The sequence below is a fragment of the Rhodococcoides corynebacterioides NBRC 14404 genome, assembly GCF_001894765.1.
GTDB classification, from domain to species: Bacteria; Actinomycetota; Actinomycetes; order Mycobacteriales; family Mycobacteriaceae; genus Rhodococcoides; species Rhodococcoides corynebacterioides.
In genome coordinates, this window is record NZ_BCWV01000003.1 from 431371 (window position 1) to 448404 (window position 17034).

The 17034-nt window shown below is 70.0% G+C and carries 17 protein-coding genes; 7 read left to right on the forward strand and 10 right to left on the reverse strand.

Annotated features, from left to right (window positions below; all coding sequences use genetic code 11):
• The first annotated feature begins 158 nt into the window (after window positions 1-158).
• Genes RC2_RS07285 through RC2_RS18635 form a run of 4 tightly spaced genes read left to right on the forward strand, consistent with a single transcriptional unit; the run spans window position 159 to window position 5847 of the window.
• Entirely contained in the window at window positions 159-1034 is an 876-nt protein-coding gene (locus RC2_RS07285; protein WP_068146104.1) for a 1,4-dihydroxy-2-naphthoate polyprenyltransferase, read from the forward strand.
• Window positions 1035-1073: 39 nt separating this feature from the next.
• The gene (locus tag RC2_RS07290; protein ID WP_068146102.1) at window positions 1074-1457 is read left to right on the forward strand and encodes a phage holin family protein; all 384 of its coding nucleotides are present in this window, start codon (window positions 1074-1076) and stop codon (window positions 1455-1457) included.
• Between the two features lie 23 nt (window positions 1458-1480).
• Complete coding sequence (pepN, locus tag RC2_RS07295; RefSeq protein ID WP_068145973.1) at window positions 1481-3934, forward strand: aminopeptidase N; 2454 nt, start codon at window positions 1481-1483, stop codon at window positions 3932-3934.
• A 53-nt stretch (window positions 3935-3987) separates the two neighbouring features.
• Complete coding sequence (locus RC2_RS18635) at window positions 3988-5847, forward strand: HNH endonuclease signature motif containing protein (protein ID WP_072681239.1); 1860 nt, start codon at window positions 3988-3990, stop codon at window positions 5845-5847.
• A gap of 32 nt (window positions 5848-5879) precedes the next feature.
• Here RC2_RS18635 and RC2_RS07305 read toward each other — a convergent pair whose 3' ends face one another.
• On the reverse strand, window positions 5880-6209 hold the full coding sequence (locus RC2_RS07305; RefSeq protein WP_068145968.1) for a DUF4229 domain-containing protein: 330 nt from the start codon (window positions 6207-6209) through the stop codon (window positions 5880-5882).
• 168 nt (window positions 6210-6377) lie between these two features.
• Between RC2_RS07305 and RC2_RS07310 the strand changes: the two genes are divergently transcribed.
• Both RC2_RS07310 and RC2_RS07315 read left to right on the forward strand, forming a co-directional pair.
• On the forward strand, window positions 6378-6587 hold the full coding sequence (locus RC2_RS07310; RefSeq protein ID WP_068099475.1) for a BldC family transcriptional regulator: 210 nt from the start codon (window positions 6378-6380) through the stop codon (window positions 6585-6587).
• A 99-nt stretch (window positions 6588-6686) separates the two neighbouring features.
• Window positions 6687-6890: a hypothetical protein gene (locus RC2_RS07315; RefSeq protein WP_068145965.1), complete on the forward strand. Its 204-nt coding sequence runs from the start codon at window positions 6687-6689 to the stop codon at window positions 6888-6890.
• Window positions 6891-6944: 54 nt separating this feature from the next.
• Here the strand turns inward: RC2_RS07315 and RC2_RS07320 are convergent, their stop codons facing one another.
• From RC2_RS07320 to RC2_RS07355, 8 genes are all read right to left on the reverse strand, one after another.
• Window positions 6945-7889, reverse strand: coding sequence for a MinD/ParA family ATP-binding protein (locus tag RC2_RS07320; RefSeq protein WP_068145962.1), 945 nt, complete (start codon window positions 7887-7889; stop codon window positions 6945-6947).
• Between the two features lie 61 nt (window positions 7890-7950).
• Window positions 7951-8952, reverse strand: a complete 1002-nt coding sequence (gene ccsB / locus RC2_RS07325) for a c-type cytochrome biogenesis protein CcsB (RefSeq protein WP_068145959.1) — start codon at window positions 8950-8952, stop codon at window positions 7951-7953.
• A gap of 2 nt (window positions 8953-8954) precedes the next feature.
• Complete coding sequence (gene resB, locus RC2_RS07330; protein WP_068145955.1) at window positions 8955-10607, reverse strand: cytochrome c biogenesis protein ResB; 1653 nt, start codon at window positions 10605-10607, stop codon at window positions 8955-8957.
• A 61-nt stretch (window positions 10608-10668) separates the two neighbouring features.
• Window positions 10669-11463: a cytochrome c biogenesis CcdA family protein gene (locus RC2_RS07335; RefSeq protein WP_072681329.1), complete on the reverse strand. Its 795-nt coding sequence runs from the start codon at window positions 11461-11463 to the stop codon at window positions 10669-10671.
• 5 nt (window positions 11464-11468) lie between these two features.
• The gene (locus tag RC2_RS07340; RefSeq protein ID WP_068145952.1) at window positions 11469-12083 is read right to left on the reverse strand and encodes a TlpA family protein disulfide reductase; all 615 of its coding nucleotides are present in this window, start codon (window positions 12081-12083) and stop codon (window positions 11469-11471) included.
• A complete protein-coding gene (locus RC2_RS07345; protein ID WP_245811038.1) occupies window positions 12080-12697 on the reverse strand; it encodes a histidine phosphatase family protein in 618 nt (205 codons plus the stop codon). Before RC2_RS07345 ends, RC2_RS07340 begins: the two co-directional genes overlap by 4 nt.
• Window positions 12698-12774: 77 nt before the next feature.
• Window positions 12775-14118 carry a glutamate-1-semialdehyde 2,1-aminomutase gene (hemL, locus tag RC2_RS07350; RefSeq protein ID WP_371828678.1) on the reverse strand — a complete coding sequence of 448 codons (1344 nt, stop codon included), beginning with the start codon at window positions 14116-14118 and terminating at the stop codon, window positions 12775-12777.
• Window positions 14119-14165: 47 nt separating this feature from the next.
• Window positions 14166-14657 carry a GNAT family N-acetyltransferase gene (locus tag RC2_RS07355; RefSeq protein WP_068145945.1) on the reverse strand — a complete coding sequence of 164 codons (492 nt, stop codon included), beginning with the start codon at window positions 14655-14657 and terminating at the stop codon, window positions 14166-14168.
• 61 nt (window positions 14658-14718) lie between these two features.
• On the opposite strand from RC2_RS07355, the gene RC2_RS07360 reads away from it, so the two are divergent.
• The gene (locus RC2_RS07360; RefSeq protein ID WP_068145942.1) at window positions 14719-16692 is read left to right on the forward strand and encodes an acyl-CoA dehydrogenase family protein; all 1974 of its coding nucleotides are present in this window, start codon (window positions 14719-14721) and stop codon (window positions 16690-16692) included.
• Between the two features lie 31 nt (window positions 16693-16723).
• Here RC2_RS07360 and RC2_RS07365 read toward each other — a convergent pair whose 3' ends face one another.
• On the reverse strand, window positions 16724-16999 hold the full coding sequence (locus tag RC2_RS07365) for a metal-sensitive transcriptional regulator (RefSeq protein ID WP_068099465.1): 276 nt from the start codon (window positions 16997-16999) through the stop codon (window positions 16724-16726).
• Window positions 17000-17034 lie beyond the last annotated feature (35 nt).

Consider the following 17034-nt stretch of genomic DNA (forward strand, 5'->3'; position numbering starts at 1 on the left):
TCCTCCGGAGAGCGCCCGTACATCGTAAGTGTTCACGTCCCCGGCCGACAACACCGACCGCACAGTCGCATTCGGCGGCCGGTCGGCCACGGTCGCCTTCGGCCCGCCGTCCGTACCGGGACGCGCCCGGGTACCGGCCGTGAGGGATGATGCGCACCATGGCGACAGCAACGCAGTGGATCGAGGGGGCGAGGCCGCGCACGCTGCCGAACGCGATCGCGCCCGTGGTGGTGGCAGTAGGCGCTGCGGCCGCCATGGCCGACACGACCGTCACCTGGTGGAAGGCCCCGGTCGCCCTGCTGGTCGCCCTCGCTCTGATCGTCGGGGTGAACTACTCCAACGACTACTCCGACGGCATCCGCGGCACCGACGACGATCGCGTCGGCCCGTTGCGACTGGTCGGATCCGGCGCGGCCTCGCCCGGGTCGGTGCGCACGGCCGCGGTGGTCTGCTTCGCGATCGCCGCCGTCGCGGGGCTGGTGCTGGCGGTGACGACGGCATGGTGGCTCGTCGTGGTCGGCGCCGTCTGCATCGCGGGCGCGTGGTTCTACACCGGGGGTGCGAAACCGTACGGCTACAGCGGGTTCGGCGAGATCGCGGTGTTCGTGTTCTTCGGGCTCGTCGCGGTGTGCGGCACGCAGTTCGTCCTGACCGATCGGATCGACCTCACCGGCCTCGCCTGCGCGATCGCCGTGGGCTCGTTCTCCAGCGCCGTGCTGGTGGCCAACAACATTCGCGACATCCCCTCGGACACCGAGTCGGGGAAGGTCACCCTCGCCGTTCGCCTCGGTGATCCGCGCAGCCGGGGACTGCACGCCGCGCTGCTCGCGGTGCCGTTCGTGGTGAGCGTCGCGCTCGTCCTGCAGACTCCGTGGTCGCTGCTCGGACTCATCGCGTTCCCGCTCGCGTGGAAGGCCAACGCTCCGGTGCGGGCGCGGGCCCACGGGCTGGCGTTGATCCCCGCCCTCCGGGACACCGGCCTGGCCATGTTGGTGTGGTCCGTCGCGACGGCGGTCGGCCTGGTCCTCGGCTGAGCCGCCGCGGCGGTGGCCGGAGATGACACCATGGCTGCCATGGTGTTGTTGCTCCGCCTCGTCGTCACCGCATTCGCCGTCTGGCTCGCCGCCGCCTGGATCGACGGGATCGCCGTCGCGAGTTCCGGCCGCGGCCAGGGCTGGGATCTGGTGGTACTGCTCGGCATCGCCGCCGTGTTCACGCTGGTCAACGCCGTCGTCAAGCCGGTGATCCAGCTGCTGTCGCTCCCGCTGATCGTGCTGAGCCTCGGATTGTTCCTCCTGGTGATCAACGCGCTGATGCTCATGCTGACCGCGGCCGTCACCGACGTCACCGGGTACGGCCTCACCGTCGACGGGTTCGGCGCGGCCTTCTGGGGCGCGCTGCTGATCTCGATCGTGAACTGGGTGCTCGGCGGGCTGGTGCCGGACCGACGGCGCTGAGTTCGGGGTGCTTCCATGAGGGGATGAGCACCGCCAACCTCACCCGGTCCGAGACCGCACACCGCGCCCGCGTCGTCACCGTCTCGGCGTACGACGTCGCCCTCGATCTGAGCGGGGCACGCACCGAGCCGGAGTTCGGCGTCGTCGCCACGATCGAGCTCGCGGCGTCGTCACCCGAGACGTGGCTCGACTTCCTCGGCGCGGGCGTCGACCGCGTGGAGATCGACAGACGCGAAACGGAGGTCGAGTACGACGGCGCCCGCATCGCCCTGCGCGGCCTCACCGGCGCGAGCACGGTGCGCGTTCACGCGCGCGGCCGCTACAGCCGCACGGGCGAGGGTCTGCACCGATTCGTCGATCCCGCGGACGGCGAGACCTACCTGTACACCCAGTACGAGCCGGCCGACGCGCGTCGGGTGTTCCCGTGCTTCGAGCAGCCGAACCTCAAGGCGCCGTTCACGTTCCGCGTCACCGCCCCGGCCGAGTGGCTGGTGCTGTCGAACGAGCGCCTCGACCGGACGGACGGCGACACCCGCGTCTTCGCGCCGACGCGGCCGATCTCGACGTACATCACCGCCGTCGTCGCCGGGCCGTACCACCGCGTCGAGGGCCGGTCCGTGCAGCACGATCTCGTCATCGATCTCGGGGTGCACTGCCGGAAGTCGTTGGCGCCGTTCCTCGATGCGGAGGCCGTCCTGGACGTGACGCGAGCGGGACTCGACTTCTTCCACGACGTCTTCGACTACGAGTACCCCTTCGGCAAGTACGACCAGGTGTTCGTCCCGGAGTACAACCTGGGCGCCATGGAGAACCCCGGGTGCGTCACCTTCACCGAGTCCTACGTCTTCCGCAGCCCCGCCACCCGGTCGCAGTACGCCCGCCGCGCCAACACGATCCTGCACGAGATGGCGCACATGTGGTTCGGCGATCTGGTGACCATGCAGTGGTGGGACGACCTGTGGCTCAAGGAGTCGTTCGCCGACTACATGGGGTCGTACGCCTCCGTCGCCGCCACCGAGTTCACCGACGCGTGGGTCGCGTTCGCCCAGCGCCGCAAGGCGTGGGCGTACTCGCAGGACCAGCTGCCCACGACGCATCCGATCGTCGCCGACATCGTCGACCTCGACGCGGCCAAGCTGAACTTCGACGGCATCACGTACGCGAAGGGCGCGAGCGTCCTCAAACAGCTCGCCGCGTTCGTCGGGGAGGACGACTTCCTGGGCGGTGCCCGCCTGTACTTCCGTCGCCATGCCTACGGCAACACCACACTGGCCGACCTGCTCGCGGCACTGCAGGACAGCTCGCTGCGCGATCTCGGGCCGTGGGCGGACGCCTGGCTGCAGACGACCGGGCCGAGCACGCTGACGGTGGACCGCGCCCGCGGCGTGATCGTGCAGACGGACCCGCGGCCGCAACGTCTCGACGTGGCCGTGCTGACGCCGGACGCCGACGGCGACCTGGTCGACCGCGCGCCGCAGGAGGTGCACCTGGCCGGCGCCGAGACGCCCGTCGACCTCACCCGCGCCGTCGACGGCACCGTGGTGCTGCTCAACGACGGCGACCACACGTACGCGAAGATGCGGCTCGACGACGCGTCGCTGGCCGTCGTCGAGACCTCGCTCGATCGCGTTCCCGACGACCTGCGGCGCAGCCTGATCTGGTCCGCCGTCTGGAACGCCACCCGCGACGCGGAGTACCCGGCGTCGCGCTTCGTCGACCTCGCGTGCCGGTTCGTGCCGAGCGAGCCGCACGAAGGCATCCTGGGATCCGTCCTGGCGGACACTGCCGTGGCCGTCGAGCGGTATGTCGCGGACCGCGATCGGGCGCGGGCGGTGTGGGCGGACACCGCGTACGAGCAGTTGCTCGGCGCGGAGGCAGGATCGGACCACCAGCTCGAGTGGTTTCGGGCGTGGTCGGCCGCGGTCGTGCACGTCGATCGGACGGACCGTGTGCGGGATCTGCTGACCGGTCGGACGCGGATCGACGGCATCGCGCTGGACGCCGAGCAGCGGTGGGCCCTGTGGTTCGCCCTTGCCGCGCGCGGTGACGCCACGACGGCCGAACTGGACGACGTCCTGAGCACCGACCGCACCGGAGCCGGCGAGGTGGCGCACACCGCCGCCACGGCCGCGCTCCCCGACGCCGCAGCGCGGGTGTGGACCGCACTGACGGAGGAGTCGCCGAGCAACGAGAAGGTCGGCGCGCTCGTCCGCGGCTTCACCGCCGGTGAGCGGGCGCGCACCGAGGGGTACGACGGGCGGTACTACGCCATGCTCGACGACGTCTGGCGGGAGCGCACCATCGAGATCGCGCGGCGACTGGTGGTCGGCCTGTTCCCGCAGGCCGAGAGCACCGACGACGCCGATCGATGGCTGAGCGAGCACCCCGATTCCCCCGCCGCGTTGCGACGGCAGGTGATCGAGCAGCGCGACCATCTCGCCCGGGCGCTGCGGGCGCGGGCGGCGGACGCGGAGTAGTTCGTGCGTGCGTGTCATGGATCGTGTCGGTGGGTCTCGGTACAATCGAACACATGAGCGATCGGGGGGTCGGCGCGGTGAACTCCGCGCAGGTGGGGGGCGTTGCCTGGGCTGCGCGTGACCATGCCGCGATGGGCCTGCCCGTCTCGTTCGACCTCCCCGTCGATGGGCACCTCGACGCCCTGGCCGACCTCGCTGCAGGGGCGGCGTACCTGGAGTGGCGTCGCTATCAGCATGTCGCTGCCCTGCACACCGACCTGGTGCTCGCCGAGGAGGACCGGGACGAACGGGCGGTCGATGCGTTCGCCCAGTGCGCCGCCCGCATCGCCACCGCCCTGTCGGTCTCCCAGTACGTCGCCGAACGGATCCTCGACAACGCCGTCGCCCTCCGGGATCGTCTCCCGCGGGTGTTCGAGTGCCTGCGGGACGGGGTGGTCTCGCCCAGTTACATCCGCACCATCGTCTCCCGCACGGAGTTGATCCACGGCCGGTCGTATCAGGGACTGGTGGACGCCGACATCGCCGCCGCCCTGCGTAAGCCGGGGTCGTGGTCCACGGGTCGGGTGCGGGATCTGTGCGATCAGATGGTCTACCGCCGCGACCCCGACGCCGTCCGCGAACGCCGCGACGACGCGCTGAAGGGGCGGTGCTTCTTCACCGAAGCCGGACTCGACGGGATGGCGACCGTGGGAGCGACGATGTCCGCCGAACAGGCTGCCATCGTCGCCCGCGTCGTCGAACGCCTCGCCGCCCAAGTATGCCGACACGACAGCCGCACCAAAACAGCACGGGCATCGGATGCGCTGTTCGCCCTCGTCGAGCACGCCCCGTTCGGGTGCGACTGCGCCCGCCCCGACTGTGCCTTCACCGTGGTCGATGCGGACGAGGTCGCAGCGAACGCAGCACGCATCGTCATCCATGTGGTCACCGACACCACCACCCTCACCGGACCCGTCCCCGCCGCTGCGAACGACACCACCGCTGGCACGAACACCGCCGCCGAGGTTGCGCCGCCGGCAGCGCAGTCACTGACTCGAGACGTGGACACGACCGCGACTGCCGCAGTGGGAGTCTCGGCCGATCAGGTCGTGGTCGAGGAGCAGTCAGCCGATAGCGTTGCCGCCGAAACAATCTCGACCGACGAGGCTGCGGTCGAGGGCGTTCCGGCCGAAGCGGCGACGGATGAGGATGCGGTCGAGGCTGCAGCGGTCGAGGCTCCGGACGTCGAGCCCGAACTGGTGGACGGTGTCGGCTACATCGCCGGACTCGGCATCGTCTCCGGCGCCCACGTCCGCGACCTCGCCGCCGACCCTGCCACCCTCATCCGCCCCCTCGGCGACGGCACCGACACCCCACTCCCGGCCACCCAACCCGCCGACCCCTACCGACCCTCCGCGGCACTGAACACCTACATCCGCGCCCGAGACCAGTACTGCACCTGGCCCGGCTGCACCCGACCCGCGTGGGACGGCGACCTCGACCACATCACCGAATACGACCACCACAACCCCGAGCGAGGCGGGCAAACCACCGCGACCGGGCTCGGCGCGAAATGCCGATTCCACCACCTACTGAAAACGTTCGGCGACTTCGTCGACGACCAATACCCCGACCCCGACCACCCCGGCCGCATCATCCGGACATTCACCATCCCGGAGGGCCGCACCGTCCTCGGACCCGCCTACACCGGCCACGACACCCACCCCGGACTCGACATGATCGTCTTCGGCGACCCACCCGGCGCCGGCAAGAAAAAGCCATCGACATCGGGCGAATCAGAACCCACTCGCCCCGCCCCACGCACCGAGCAGAAACACGCCCGCCGACGCCAGGAACGCAACCGCAACCGACTCCGCAACAACCTCAACGGCGTCGCCCCACCCAAAGCCGAGGACACACCACCGCCGTTCTGACAGGCGCAGGACGCCGAGGCGAGCGGCGGCGATCAGCCCTGCTCGCCCCGGAGCCGAGCGTGGAGATCGGCGCGAGCCCGACGACGGTCGTCGTCGACGGCGGCGATGTCGAGATTGACCTTGCGGCGCAGGTTCTTGAACAGGACCAGCGAGAGCGGGAACGCGACCACGAGCGCGAACACGAGCGCCACGATGAGCGGGAAATCGACGCCGACGAGGGCGGCCACGCCGAGAATCACGGCCGTCACCACCGCGACGAGTCCGAGCCGGGCGACGGTGTACAGGGCCAGGTCACGGGCCAGGCGGCTCTTCGGCGATCCCGCGGCGGGGGGTGACGATTCGGGCTGTTCGGGCGCGGTCATGGACCCAGATTACCGGTCGCACCCGGGTGCCCGAGTGATCCGATTTGTCTATTACCTCCCCTTTACCAACACGAGAACAGTCGAGTACCCGGGGGTTCCGGTGTCACCATGGCGTCGACACCACGGGCACGACGCCCGCGGCACGCGACGCACGAAGGAGCGACCACGATGAGCGCACCGGCCTACTTCCCCACCCAGGAGAACCTGCTGACCCCCGGCCAGGTGGCGGCGCTCTTCCACGTCGATCCCAAGACCGTCACGCGGTGGGCGCACGCCGGCCGCCTCGGCTCGCTGCGCACCCCGGGTGGCCACCGCCGTTTTCGCGAGTCCGAGGTCATGAACCTGCTGACCTCGCTCACCACCGAGGCGCACGCCTGACCCTCGTCTCCACCTCGGCGTGAATTCTCAGGATCTCGAGAGGTTCACGCGGATGCCACTCGGCCGTCACGCGACTACCCTCGGTCGTGGAGGTGCGTGATGATCTACGTGTTGGCTCTGATCGGGCTCGTGGTCGTGGCCGTGCTCCTGTGGAAGTCGTTCGGCCCCGAGACGGCCGCACCCAGAGGACGCGTGACCGGACCGGACGACGACCCCGAATTCCTGTGGCGCATGGGGCGTGACGCCGCCCGTGAGCGTCGCCGGTCCACCGATCGTCCGGAGGCCGGTCCCGACTCGGACTGACCCGGCCCGGACCGACCCGGACCGACTGGGACCGACCCGGACGATGCCGTCGCCCTAGCGGGTGGTCGCGGGGAACCCTGCGGCCACCGCAGCGGCCGTCTCGAGCAGGGCGACGCGCGTCGCGGGCGCGAGAACCTCCAGGTCGACGACCGATCCCTCCGCGAGGTGGGAGTCGAAGGGCAGCACCCGGACGGCTCGACACCGCTGACCGAAGTGGTCGACGATGCTCGACACGTCCACCGTCCTGCTTCCCGGCCGAGCCATGTCCACCACGGTGACCGCCTGCTCCACCAGCGGCCCGTAGCCGTGCGCGTCCAGCCAGTCGAGGGTGGCCGACGCGCTGCGTGCACCGTCCACCGAACCCGACGCGACCAGCACGATCGAGTCCGCGTGATGGAGGACGCCGCGCATCGCACTGTGCAGGAGTCCGGTCCCGCAGTCGGTCACCACGATGTTGTAGAAGCGTTCGAGGACGCTCAGCACGCTCTCGTAGTCTCGCGCGTCGAACGCTTCCGACAGCGTCGGGTCCGTCGACGAGGCGAGCACCTCCAGTCGATGCGCGTTCTGCGACGTGAAGGCGCGCACGCCGCTGTAGGACTCGATGGAGTGGGTGTACTGCAGCAGATCCCGTACGGTCCGGTCGGTCTCGACGGGAACCCGCGTGGACAACGTTCCGCTGTCGGGATTGGCGTCGACCGCGATGACCCGGTCGCCCCGTACCGACGCGAACGTCGACCCCAGCGCCGCCGCCACCGTCGTCTTGCCGACGCCCCCCTTCAGGGACAGCACCGCCACCCGGTGACACCCGCGCAGCGTGCTGTCCACCTGACGTTCCAGAGCGAGCCGACGCTGCTCACGCGCACTGTTGCCGACGTTGACGCGGCCGCCCGTGGCGTCGTACAGCGTGCGTCGCCACCCGGCGGTCGGCGGCGGCGCCACCGGTCGCAGGAGCCGCGACGTCGTCAGCTCGTGGGCCTGTCCAGTCGGTCCGTCGGTCACTCGGTTTCCTCCCCCGCCGCTCCGGTCCGCTCCACCCCCCGCGGGAGTCCGGGTCGGTTCGTCAGGTCAGGCCGGCGTAGGAGTGCAGGCCCGACACCACCATGTTGATGATGAACAGATTGAACAGCATCGCCACGAAACCGGCCACGTTGATCCACGCAGCACGGGTGTTGCGCCACCCGGACGTCGCGCGAGCATGCAGGTACGCGGCGTACACCACCCAGGCGATGAAGGACACCGTCTCCTTGGGGTCCCAGCCCCAGAAGCGTCCCCACGCCGCCTCGGCCCAGATCGCGCCGAGGATCACGCCGGCACCGAACAGCGGGAACCCGATGATGGTGGTCTTGTAGGCCAAGCGGTCGAGCGTCTGCGCCGCGGGCAGACGGCGAGCGAATCGCGCCAACGCACCGGTAGCCCCGGCGGACTCGGTACCGGCGGAGTCGGTCCCGGCGAACCGCATCTTCAGCAGGAACAGCAACGACGCCACACCGGCGACCAGGAAGATGCCGCTGCCCACCGAGACGATGGTGACGTGGATCGGCAGCCAGTAGGAGCGCAGCGCGGGAACCACGGGCGCCGCGTCCGCGTAGAGCACGGTCGCCGCGAGAAACATCAGGATCATCACGGGGACGACGACGAACACCTGGGTGTGGCGTTGCCCGCGCAGCGCGATCAACCCGGTGACGACGGCGGCAGCGCACGCCATGGTGACGAACTCGTACATGTTGCCCAGCGGGAACCGGTCGGTCGCGAGCCCACGCAGCACGATCGACGCCACCGTGAGAATCAGGCCGAGGACGACGAGGGCGTGGCCCATGCCGCCGTACTTCTCGGACTTCGGGCGCGACGGAGTGGGCTCGATGCGGCCGGGCACCGTCGGCGCGATGGGTGCGGCGGGCCGTGCGGTGCCACCGGCCGCGACCAGCTCGCGCTTGCGGTCGTCGGCGGCGACGGTCCGAGTCGCGAACTGCGCCATCAGGAACACCGAGGCGAGAACGAACACTCCGAACGCGGACCGGAACGACCAGTCGCTGAACTGCGCCAGCGTGTCGTCGATCGGCATGACTACTCCTTCTTGGCGGTGGGTGAGGGCGAGTCGGCATCGAGCAGGCGGTCGGCGAGACGGTCGAACTCGTCGCCCCACCCGGCCTGATCGGTGCGTGCCAATCCACCCAGCTCTACTACGGTACGTCGTGGATCGTCGGCCGGGTAGACGCGCACCCAGATCCGGCGACGCTTGATCACCAGGGACACCACCAGACCGGCCATCATGGTCAGCGCGGTCACCAGCACCCAGGTCTGCGCCGGGTCGTGGCTGACCTGGAGGTTGACGAACTGCTCGGCGCCGTCGAAGCGCACCTGCGTGCCGTCGGCGAGGGTGGTCGACTCGCCCGGCGTGAGATTCACCCGGTCCTGCTTGACCAGCCGTCCCTGCTCGACCAGCACCTGGCTGAGCGAGAACAACGACTGCGGGTTGCCGGTGTCGAGACCGGTGTCGCCCTTGTAGATGTCGACGGCCACGGCCGGGTCGTTCGGCGCCGGGAAGCTCGACGACAGCAGCGTGCCGTGGAAGGACGCCGTGGGGGCGAACAGCCCCTCGATGGCGATCTGGTTTTTCCGCCGCTCCGCACTGTCGGGGTAGAGCCCGCCGGGCGGATCGAATCGATGCACGCCGGAGGACAGGAACGTGGTGCCGTCGGTCGGCTCCCACTGCACGGTCTCGGTGCGCGTCTCGCCGTTCGGGAACGTCACGGTGAACGTGGGGGCGTAGCCGTGGCCCTGCAGGTAGACGCGGTCACCGGCGACGCGCAGCGGATGGTTGACCTGCAGGACCTCGTCCCGCCAGGTGTCGGTGACCAGGTCCGCCCCGGACTGGTACTCGATGTTGGACGTGAACTGCTCGGCCTGCCCGTTCTCCAGGTAATCCGCACGGAAGTCCTTCACCCGCACGCACAGCGGGGTGAGTCCGGTGCCGTCGATGAGGTTGCCGGCACGGAACGAGTCGAACTGCGCGGGCGAGGTGGTGCAGATGCCGGGCCCGTCGTTGGCGATGACGACGACGTTGCCCTCGTAGCTGAACAACTTGCCCGCGGCGATCGCCACGAGCAGACCCACCAACGACAGATGGAAGACCAGGTTGCCCGCCTCGCGCAGGTACCCCTTCTCCGTCGACAGCGTCAGCGCCCCCGTCGGTCTCGTCGGTCCCGCTGCCTCCTCACGGCGGGCCGTGCGCCAGCCACGCATGCGCTCGGCGACGCGGTCGAGTACCTCCGCCGGGGTGCCGTCGACCTCGACGGTGCGGTGGTGCGGGAGACGGGCGAGGTTCCGCGGCGTGGCGACGGGCGGGGTGCGCAGCGCCCGCGCGTGCTCGACGCAGCGCGGCAGGATGCAGCCGACGAGGGAGACGAACAGCAGCACGTAGACGGCCGTGAACCAGAAGCTGCCGAACACGTCGAACAGCTCGACCCGGTCCATGAGCGGCCCGAGGGTCGGCCGATCGGCGATGTACTGATCGACCTTGCCGGCGTTGAGGCTGCGCTGCGGCAACAACGCACCGGGGATCGCGGCGAGCGCCAGGAGGAACAGCAGCACCAGCGCGGTGCGCATGGACGTCAACCCGCGCCAGGCGTTGCGGACCCCGGCCACCGCGCGGCCGCCGACGGACTGCCGCGGCGGGCGCGGCTCGGCCGCCGGACGGGACTCGGTGTCTGTACTCATCTCGACTTCTCGACTGTGGTGGGTGGCTCGGTTGGGCTCGGTTGGGCTCGGATGGGCGGGCTCAGATGGGCAGGGTGGTGCCGGTGACGACGCCGTCGCGAACCCAGCCGACGAAGACGTCCCACGCCCCCGTCACCAGGGCGACGCCGACGGCGACCAGCGTGACGCCGCCGATGATCTGGACCGTGCGGGCGTGACGGCGCAGCCACCCGACGCCGCGCAGGGCGCTGACGGAGCCGAACGCGAGGATCACGAACGGCAACCCCAGGCCCAGGCAGTACGCCACGATGAGCACGACGCCGCGCGCGGCGGTGGACCCCTCGGTGCCCGCGGTGAGAGAGATGACGCCCGCGAGCGTCGGGCCCAGGCACGGGGTCCACCCGAGCGCGAACACCCCGCCGAGCAGCGGCGCGCCGGCGATGCTGCCGATCCGGCGCGGCTCGAGTCGCGTGTCGCGCTGCAGCGCGGGGATCAGCCCGAGGAACACCAGGCCCATGGCGATGGTGACCACGCCGCCGATACGTTGCAGCAGTTCACGATTGACCGCGAGCGCCGAGATCAGACCGAACACCGACGCCGTGGCCAGGACGAACACCACGGTGAACCCCAGGACGAACAGGCCCGCCGCGCCGGCCACGCGGGCGCGGCTGCGCACCGCCGTGGTCGTCGACCGCGCTTCGGAGGCGGTCACGGCGGGGGCGTCCGCGCCGACGATGCCGGCGAGGTAGGACAGGTAGCCCGGCACCAACGGGACGACGCAGGGCGAGGCGAACGAGACCAGCCCGGCGAGCAGGCAGGCACCCAGCGCGAGCAGCAGCGGCCCGGAGGCCGCGGCGGTCTGGAACGCCTCACCCATGCCGATCACTCACTCCCGTCGGCCGGTTCCGCGGCGATGCGCTCCACGACGGGCTGCAGGTCGCTTGCGAGCAGTTCCGTCAGGAAGATCGCGGCGACGCGGTGCTCCCGGTCGAGAACGATGGTGGTGGGGACGACGGTGGTCGGGTAGTTCGCACCGAGTGCGAGGAGGCTGCGGAAGCTGGGGTCGTAGATCGACGGGTACCCGACGGCGTTGTCGACGACGAAGTCCTGCGCCTTGTCCTTCTGCAGGTCACGAACGTTGATGCCGAGGAACTGCACGCCCTGATCGCGGGTGGCCTCGTAGACCTGCTCGAGGTCGCCGGCCTCTCCGCGGCACGGTCCGCACCACTGACCCCAGATGTTGATCACGACGACCTGATCGGGGAAGTCGGAGAGAGCGGTGGTCTTGCCCTCCTCCATCAGGTCCGGGCCCTTCAGGTCCCCGACGGTGCCCCGGTCGGCCGGGGGGTCGTAGAAGATCGAGGTCTGTCCGCCCGGCGAGACGAACTCGAAGGTGCCGCCCTGCGCCACGGCGTCGCTGCCGGTGGCGCAGCCGGTGGCGCCGACCGCGACCACCGCGGCCGCGAGCACCGGAACGAGTGCGCGGAGCGGTCTCATGCGCCGGTCTGCCGAGGATCGGACCCGCCCGCCGGCTCCGAGTAGACGATGTCGACCAGGGTGTCGCCCTCGTAGATCAGCGACGTCAGGGAGGCCAGCCCGCACTGGCGGTGGCGCGGGTCGTGCCACAGCCGGTCGCCCTGGAGGAAACGGCGCAGCGTCCACACCGGCAACTGGTGGCTCACGCACACCGCCTCGTGTCCGACGGCGGCGACGCGCGCCGCGTTGACGGCGGCCAACATCCGATGCGCGATCTGCAGGTACGGCTCGCCCCACGACGGCGTGAACGGGTCGCGGAGCTTCCACCAGTGCCGCGGGCGGCGCAGGGCACCGTCGCCCACCGCCACCTTCAGTCCCTCGAACTCGTTCCCGGCCTCGATGAGGTTCTCGTCGGTCTCGATGGTGAGCCCGAACGCCGACGCGAGGGGCGCGGCCGTCTCCTGCGCGCGCTGCAGCGGCGACGCGACCACGTGGGTGACGTCGTGACCGGCGAGCGCGTCGGCGACCTTCCGGGCCTGGGCCTGCCCGTTCTGCGACAGCCGGAAGTTCGGCAGGCGGCCGTAGAGGATGCCGCCGGGGTTGTGGACCTCGCCGTGCCGCAGCACGTGGACGATGGTCCGCGTGTCGGCGTGCGGGTGGACTCCGGCGGTGTCGGGGACAGGGTTGCTCGAGGCAGAGGCTGTGGGGTCGGTCACGATGTCGGCTCCGTTGCGTGGGCCGCCGCTCGCGCGGCGTGCGGGGCGGCGTCGGCGATGATGTCGAACGCGCGGTCGTCGAGGGCGGCCGAGACGAACCACGCCTCGAACGCGCTGGGCGGCGGGTACACCCCACGCGCGAGCAGCGCGTGGAAGAAGGCCGGGAACCGCCAGGTCTGCGCGGCCTTGGCGCCCGCGTAGTCGATCACCTCGTCCTCGGTGAAGAAGACGCTCACCATGTTGGCGGCGTACTGCACGCGGTGCGGGACACCCTCCGCGGTGAGCGCATCGCCGAGAATCGCGCCGAGGCGCGTGGCGTTGGCGTCGAGGGCGGCGTAGACACCCGCGTCGGCGTGCCGCAACGTGGTCAGTCCGGCGGCGACGGCCACGGGGTTCCCCGACAGCGTGCCCGCCTGGTAGACCGGGCCCGCCGGCGCGAGGTAGCTCATGACGTCGGCACGCCCACCGAACGCGGCGGCGGGCAACCCGCCGCTCATCACCTTGCCGAACGTGTACAGGTCACCGGCGACGCCGTCGACACCGAACCAGCCCGACGCGCTGACCCGGAAGCCCGTCATCACCTCGTCGACGATCAGCAGCGCGCCGCCGTCCGTCGTCACGCGCTTCAGTCCCTCGTTGAAGCCGGGCCGCGGTGCGATGGCACCCATGTTGCCCGCGGCGGCCTCGGTGATGACGCAGGCGATCTCGCCGGGGTACTCGGCGAAGACCCGCTCGACGGCCGCGAGGTCGTTGTAGGGGACGACGATCGTGTCGGCGGCCTGCGCCCCGGTCACGCCCGGCGTCGTCGGCAGACCGAGGGTCGCGACACCCGATCCGGCGTCGGCGAGCAGCGCGTCGACGTGGCCGTGATAGCAACCGGCGAACTTCACGATCTTGGTGCGGCCGGTGAATCCGCGCGCCAGCCGCACCGCGCTCATGGTCGCCTCTGTGCCCGAATTCACCAGACGAACCTCGTCCACGGGGTCGACGCGACGCACGATCTCCTCGGCCAGCTCGATCTCGCCGAGGGTCGGCGCGCCGAAGGACAGGCCCGTCGACGCCGCCTTCTGCACGGCCTCGACGACGGCCGGATGCGCGTGCCCGAGGATCATCGGACCCCACGAGGAGATGAGGTCGACGTACTCGATGCCGTCGGCGTCGCGGAGGGTGTATCCGCTGGCCTCGGCCATGAACCGGGGGGTTCCGCCGACCGAGTGGAAGGCCCGGACGGGCGAGTTGACGCCACCCGGGATCACGGCGGACGCGCGCGTGAAGAGTGCGGCGGATCGGGCGGTGGACTGGTCGCTGTCGGGTCCGCTCGAAGTGCTCACGTCCTCCAGTGTTTCACAAGGAACGGAGTGCTCCCCCGGCCGAACGAGCGGTCTACTCACTCGAGTAGTAGTTGCATCCAGGTCAGATCGAGCCAGCGGTCGAACTTGATCCCCACCTGCGGCATCACCCCCACGACCGCGAAGCCGAACTTCTCGTGCAGCGCGATCGACGTGGTGTTGGTCGACTCGATTCCCGCGACCATCGCGTGCAGCCCGTCGGCTCGGGCGCGCGCGATCAACTCGGCCATCAACGCGGTCGCGACGCCCCGGCGCAGGAAGCCGTCCGCGACGTACACCGAGTTCTCCACGGTGAGCCGGTAGCCGGACTTCGGTCGGTACTGCCCGTAGGAGGCGTAGCCGGCGACCCGGCCGTCGATCTCGGCGGTGAGCACCGCCATCCCCGCGTCGCGACGCCCGGCGAGCCACGCCTCCCGCTCGGCGAGGTCGACGAGCTCCTCGTCCCAGATGGCCGTCGTGTCCGCGATGGCGGCGTTGTGAACGAGCAGGATCTCGGGCAGGTCGGCCCGGACGGTGTCACGAATCAGCACCCGGCGAAGGCTAGTGCGCGGACTCACTCGCAGGGCGCCGAAGTTTTGGTTACCGTCGAGTATGACCACCACCGAATCCGCCGACACACTGGCGAAGCACCTGCGTAGGACGCTCGACGGCCGCTGGCGCGACGTGCGCGAGCAGACCCGTGAGCAACTGTCCCGGCACGAGTTCGCGCCGCACTACACGCCCAACACCGCGATCGCCCGCACGAAGGCGACCGAGCAGCTCCGCATCCTCGCCGCGGCGGGTGCGGCGGAGTCGGGATTCGCGAAATCGGTCGGTGGCACCGGTGACATCGGTGCCGCGGTGACCATGATCGAGATGCTCGCGATGTCGGACCTGTCGCTGATGGTCAAGGCGGGCGTGCAGTGGGGCCTGTTCGGCGGCGCCATCGAGAACCTCGGGACGCAGCGCCACCACGACGAGTTCATCAAGCCGCTGATCGATCTCGAGACGTTCGGCTGCTTCGCCATGACCGAGACCGGTCACGGCAGCGACGTCCAGTCCATCGGCACCACCGCCACCTACGACCGGGACACGAAGGAATTCGTGATCCACACCCCGGACAAGTCCTGTCGCAAGGACTACATCGGCGGCGCGGCCGAGGCGGCCAAGTACGCCACCGTGTTCGCCCAGCTGATCACCGCCGGCCCCGGCGAGGAGCCGGAGAGCAAGGGCGTGCACTGCTTCGTGGTGCAGATCCGCGACGAGAACTTCGGCACGGACATGCCCGGTGTCACCACGTACGACATCGGCTACAAGGGCGGCCTCCCCGGCGTGGACAACGGACGCATCGCGTTCGACCACGTCCGCATCCCGCGGACCGCCATGCTGAACAAGATCGCCGACGTCGCCGAGGACGGCACCTACTCCTCGGACATCGACAACCCCAACCGACGGTTCTTCACCATGCTCGGCACCCTCATCCGTGGGCGCATCACGGTCGGCGGTTCGGCGGGTGCCGCCGCTCGTGTCGCGCTCACCATCGCCACGCAGTACGCGTTGCAGCGCAAGCAGTTCAGCGCGCCGGGTACCGACGAGGAAGTCACGATCATGGACTACCTCGTGCACCAGCGACGCCTGCTGCCGCTGATCGCGAAGTCGTACGCGCTGCAGTTCGCCCAGAACGAGCTGGTGTCGAAGATGCACGACATCCAGAGCGCCGAGGATCCCGACGCGGACGAGCAGCGCGAACTCGAGGGCCGCGCCGCCGGCCTCAAGGCCGCCAACACCTGGCACGCCACCCGTGCGATCCAGGAATCGCGCGAGGCCTGCGGCGGCGCCGGCTACCTCGCCGAGAACCGCCTCATCGCGCTCAAGGCCGACTCCGACGTCTTCACCACGTTCGAGGGCGACAACGTGGTGCTGACCCAGCTCGTCGCCAAGGAACTCCTCACCGCGTACGCCCACGAGGTGCGGTCCTTCGGCGCCGCCGACTGGATGCGCTTCGCCGCCGAGACGGTCGGGGACGTGGTGAAGAAGCGCACCGCGGCCGCGCCGATCATCCAGACCCTCGTCGACAGCCGACAGGACAACGAGGAGGAGGGGTCGCTGTTCAACCGCGGCACCCAGATCTCGATGTTCGAGGACCGCGAGGAGTACCTCATCTCCACCGCGGCCCGGCGGCTCAACGGACTGTCGAAGAAGATGAGCCAGTTCGAGGCGTTCAACATGGTGCAGGACCACATCCTGCACGCCGCCACCGCGCACGTGGATCGCGTGATCCTCGAGGCGTTCGTGGCCGGCATCGACAACTGCGAGAACGACGACGCCAAGGAACTGCTCGGCCAGGTGTGCGACCTCTACGCGCTGTCGGTGCTCGACGCCGACAAGGCGTGGTTCATCGAGCACCGGTACATCTCCACCGAACGGTCGAAGGCCATCACCCGCGGCATCAACGAGCGCTGCCGCACCCTGCGTCCGCACGCGCAGACGCTGATCGACGGATTCGGCATCCCGGAGAACCTTCTCGGCGCCGCCATGCTCGCCGACGACGAGCCGGGTGAGGTGAAGGAGTCCGTCAAGGCCTGATCGTGACGGCCTGATCGTGACGGCGTGATCGTCAGGAGCGCACGAGCCTCGCGATGGCATCGGACGCTTCCTTGACCTTCGCCTCCGCCTCGGGCCCACCCTCGCGGGCCGCGTCCACGACGCAGCCCGCGAGGTGGGCGTCGAGAAGTTTCAACGACACCGACTGCAACGCCTTGGTCACCGCGGAGACCTGAGTGAGGACGTCGATGCAGTAGCGGTCGTCCGCCACCATCCGCGAGATGCCGGCCACCTGGCCCTCGATGCGGCGCAGTCGCTTGAGGAGATCGTCCTGATCGAAGCTGCTCATGCGCCCACGGTACCCCCTGGGGGTATTCGAGGTCG

Excerpts from the sequence above, each read along its gene's own strand:
- RC2_RS07365 (WP_068099465.1), bottom strand. The coding sequence starts at position 16,999 with ATGAGCAGCTTCGATCAGGACGATCTCCTCAAGCGACTGCGCCGCATC.
- ccsB (WP_068145959.1), bottom strand. The coding sequence starts at position 8,952 with ATGCCGATCGACGACACGCTGGCGCAGTTCAGCGACTGGTCGTTCCGG.
- RC2_RS07285 (WP_068146104.1), top strand. The coding sequence starts at position 159 with ATGGCGACAGCAACGCAGTGGATCGAGGGGGCGAGGCCGCGCACGCTG.
- RC2_RS07305 (WP_068145968.1), bottom strand. The coding sequence starts at position 6,209 with ATGACCGCGCCCGAACAGCCCGAATCGTCACCCCCCGCCGCGGGATCG.
- RC2_RS07290 (WP_068146102.1), top strand. The coding sequence starts at position 1,074 with ATGGTGTTGTTGCTCCGCCTCGTCGTCACCGCATTCGCCGTCTGGCTC.
- RC2_RS07315 (WP_068145965.1), top strand. The coding sequence starts at position 6,687 with ATGATCTACGTGTTGGCTCTGATCGGGCTCGTGGTCGTGGCCGTGCTC.
- RC2_RS07335 (WP_072681329.1), bottom strand. The coding sequence starts at position 11,463 with ATGGGTGAGGCGTTCCAGACCGCCGCGGCCTCCGGGCCGCTGCTGCTC.
- RC2_RS07310 (WP_068099475.1), top strand. The coding sequence starts at position 6,378 with ATGAGCGCACCGGCCTACTTCCCCACCCAGGAGAACCTGCTGACCCCC.
- resB (WP_068145955.1), bottom strand. The coding sequence starts at position 10,607 with ATGAGTACAGACACCGAGTCCCGTCCGGCGGCCGAGCCGCGCCCGCCG.
- RC2_RS18635 (WP_072681239.1), top strand. The coding sequence starts at position 3,988 with ATGAGCGATCGGGGGGTCGGCGCGGTGAACTCCGCGCAGGTGGGGGGC.
- RC2_RS07340 (WP_068145952.1), bottom strand. The coding sequence starts at position 12,083 with ATGAGACCGCTCCGCGCACTCGTTCCGGTGCTCGCGGCCGCGGTGGTC.
- pepN (WP_068145973.1), top strand. The coding sequence starts at position 1,481 with ATGAGCACCGCCAACCTCACCCGGTCCGAGACCGCACACCGCGCCCGC.
- RC2_RS07360 (WP_068145942.1), top strand. The coding sequence starts at position 14,719 with ATGACCACCACCGAATCCGCCGACACACTGGCGAAGCACCTGCGTAGG.